Below are 3,096 nucleotides of genomic sequence, written 5' to 3'. Positions count from 1 at the left end.
CTGAACGCCGCCGTGGAAGCGGCCCGCGCCGGCGAGCAGGGGCGCGGCTTTGCCGTGGTCGCCTCCGAAGTGCGCAATCTGGCACAGCGCTCGGCCGCTGCCGCCAAGGAAATCAAGACCCTGATCGGCGATTCGGTCAACAAGGTGGAAGCCGGCAGCAAGCTGGTCAACGACGCCGGCCGCACCATGGAAGAAGTGGTGAACTCGGTGAAACGCGTCACCGACATCATGAGCGAGATTTCGGCCGCCTCGGTCGAACAAAGCGCCGGTATCGAGCAGGTGAACACCACCATCACCCAGATGGACGATATGACCCAGCAGAACGCCGCCTTGGTGGAGCAAGCCGCCGCAGCGGCGCAAAGTATGGCCGATCAATCCAACACCCTGGCGCAAGCGGTGGCGGCATTCCGGCTGGCGCAGGCCAGCAATCGCGCGCGGCCCCTGGCCGCAAAGCCGCCTCTCGCCCTACCGGCAAGCAGCAAACCCGCCACACGCGCCTTGAGCAAACCGGGCAAGGCGGAGACAGACGATTGGGAAGAGTTTTGAACCCAATCGCTGCACGCATGGGCAACCATGATTCATCACTTTGGTGCGCGTCTCGATCAGGCAGCCTGAACGATGCGCGCGCCGATTCAAGGCCCATCAGGCTGATCGTCATCCACCTCGTCCCCAGGAGCCCATCATGAAAAAACTGCTTGGTTTGCTGTTAGCCAATAGCCTGCTGATCGGAAGCGTTCACGCCAAATCTATTGAAGAAGTGATTTCGGAAGTCGAAAAAATGGCGGCAGAGCCGGTGGTGATACAAGCGGTCAAAGCTCAAAACGCAAAAAAGCTGACGCTGGAAAAGATCCAGGAGATCGACAAAGCCTGGCAGGCAGCCGATGAAAATACCTTGCTGCCCATCATGAAGGAAAACCTTGAGCATCCGGCCAGCAAAGTGCTGCTCAAGCTGGAAAAAGCGAGCCCTTATCTGCGCGAATCCATCTTGACCGACAACCAGGGCGCCAATGTCGCCATTACCAATCGCACGAGCGACTACTGGCAGGGTGATGAACCGAAGTTCACCGAGGCCTGGGCTGGCGGCAAGGGCAAGGTGTATCTGGCACGGCCCAAGGTGGATGAAAGCACCAAGGAGAAGCTGTCGCAGATTTCCGTCCCGGTGCGCGATGGAACAAACACCATCGGCACGCTGACCGTCGGCGTAATCCTCAGCAAATTGCAATGAGCCGCGACATGAAGGCCCAGCCAAGAGACCGTATCCATCCAGAGGATAGCCCTTGTTGAACCAGGAATTTCCGCTCAGCCAGGATCAGTTCGAGCAGATCCGCAAGCTGATCTACAACCATGCCGGCATCTCTCTCAATGAGGGGAAGATGCCGATGGTGTACAGCCGCCTGGCGCGGCGGCTGCGCGAATTGAACCTGCCAGGCTTTGCCGACTACCTGGCGCTATTGCAGGCTGATACGCGGGGGGATGAGTGGCAGGCCTTCACCAATGCGCTGACCACCAATCTGACCGCGTTCTTCCGCGAAGATCACCATTTCCGCGCGCTGGCCCAACTGGCACCGCACTGGCATGCGCAGAGGCGGCTGGTACGGGTATGGTGCAGCGCTGCCTCCACCGGCGAGGAGCCTTACTCCATCGCCATCACCCTGGCCGAATGCCTGCCGGGCGAGCCGGTGCCGGCGCGCATCATTGCCAGCGATCTCGATACCAATGTGCTGGCGACCGCCAGCCGCGCCGTATATCCACTGGAGCGGCTCGACAAGCTGTCGATCGAGCGCAAGCGCCAGTTCTTCCTGCGCGGCAAGGGAGAAAAAGCCGGCCTGGTGCGCGTGCGCAGCGAGCTGCGATCTTTGCTGGAGTTTACCCAGATCAATCTGCTGGAGAAGAAATGGCCGTTAAATGAGCGCTTCGATGCGATTTTTTGCCGCAATGTGATGATCTACTTCGACAAACCGACCCAGCGCACCCTGCTGGAACGCTTTGCCCCGCTGCTGCAACCGGATGGCCGCCTGTTCGTGGGACACTCCGAGCATCTGGGCCATGTTGCCGATCTGTACGAGCATTGCGGCCATACCATTTACCGCCTGAAGAGAGCTGCATGACTGCCGGCACGATTAGCGCCCCCACCATTTATTACGACCAGCACTTCAATACCGAGGCGGCCAAGATCTTGCCCGGCGAATACTACGTGACCGGCCGCGATATGGTGATCGTCACCGTGCTCGGCTCCTGCGTATCGGCCTGCCTGCGCGACCCGGTCAGCGGCATAGGCGGCATGAACCATTTCATGCTGCCGGAAAACCGCCAATACGATGCCAACCCGCTGGCCCTGTCGGCGCGCTATGGCACCCATGCCATGGAAGTGCTGATCAACCAGATACTCAAGGCCGGCGGCCGGCGCGACAGGCTGGAGGCCAAGGTATTCGGCGGTGGACAGGTATTGCAGGGATTCATTGTTTCCAATGTCGGCGAGCAGAATGCCAACTTTGTGCGGCACTTTCTGGAAATGGAGGAGATACCCATCGTGGCGGAAGACCTGCTCGATATTTATCCGCGCAAGGTCTACTTCTTCCCGCGCAGCGGCCGGGTGCTGATGAAGAAACTGCGCAGCGTGCATAACGACACCATTGTGCAGCGCGAGCGCGAGTACGGCAGCCGTCTGCGCCATGAATCGGTGAGTGGCGATGTCGACCTGTTTTAAATCTGCCCCGCTTGTTTGCGCGGCCGCGGCGGCCGCCACCGGGCTGACTGCCTGCAGCGGCGGGAGGCTGCCATGAGCAAGATCAAAGTGGTGATCGTTGATGACTCGGCACTGATCCGGCAGCTGCTCAGCGAGATCGTCCGGCAAAGCCCTGATATGGAAGTAGCCGGCGTGGCGGCTGATCCGATTGCGGCGCGCGAATTGATCCGCAATACCGACCCGGATGTGATCACCCTCGATATCGAAATGCCGCGCATGGATGGGCTCGATTTCCTGGAAAAGCTGATGCGCCTGCGGCCCACCCCGGTGGTGATGATCTCCACCCTGACCCAGCACGGCTCGGAAATGGCGGTGCGGGCACTGGAGCTGGGCGCAGTGGATGTGGTGCC

General features: G+C 60.3%; 5 protein-coding genes. All 5 read left to right on the top strand.

All coding sequences use genetic code 11. The features are described 5' to 3' along the window. Positions 1-546 (top strand): methyl-accepting chemotaxis protein (locus ACE3OH_RS21165; RefSeq protein WP_374357897.1); only part of this gene is annotated, 546 nt, incomplete at its 5' end. Between the two features lie 136 nt (positions 547-682). Continuing rightward, a complete protein-coding gene (locus ACE3OH_RS21160) occupies positions 683-1,225 on the top strand; it encodes a hypothetical protein (RefSeq protein ID WP_374357894.1) in 543 nt (180 codons plus the stop codon). A gap of 55 nt (positions 1,226-1,280) precedes the next feature. Continuing rightward, positions 1,281-2,108 carry a CheR family methyltransferase gene (locus ACE3OH_RS21155; protein WP_374357891.1) on the top strand — a complete coding sequence of 276 codons (828 nt, stop codon included), beginning with the start codon at positions 1,281-1,283 and terminating at the stop codon, positions 2,106-2,108. Continuing rightward, positions 2,105-2,707: a chemoreceptor glutamine deamidase CheD gene (gene cheD, locus ACE3OH_RS21150; protein WP_374357888.1), complete on the top strand. Its 603-nt coding sequence runs from the start codon at positions 2,105-2,107 to the stop codon at positions 2,705-2,707. The genes ACE3OH_RS21155 and cheD overlap by 4 nt, the downstream gene beginning before the upstream one ends. A 72-nt stretch (positions 2,708-2,779) precedes the next feature. After that, the coding region (locus tag ACE3OH_RS21145; RefSeq protein WP_374357885.1) for a response regulator at positions 2,780-3,096 on the top strand (317 nt) is incomplete at its 3' end.

Origin of the sequence: Chitinimonas sp., from assembly GCF_041904975.1 — a bacterium.
Classification (GTDB): Bacteria; Pseudomonadota; Gammaproteobacteria; order Burkholderiales; family Chitinimonadaceae; genus Chitinimonas.
The sequence above is the reverse complement of the archived record's forward strand: the minus strand, read 5'-3'. Positions and strand labels throughout refer to the sequence as shown.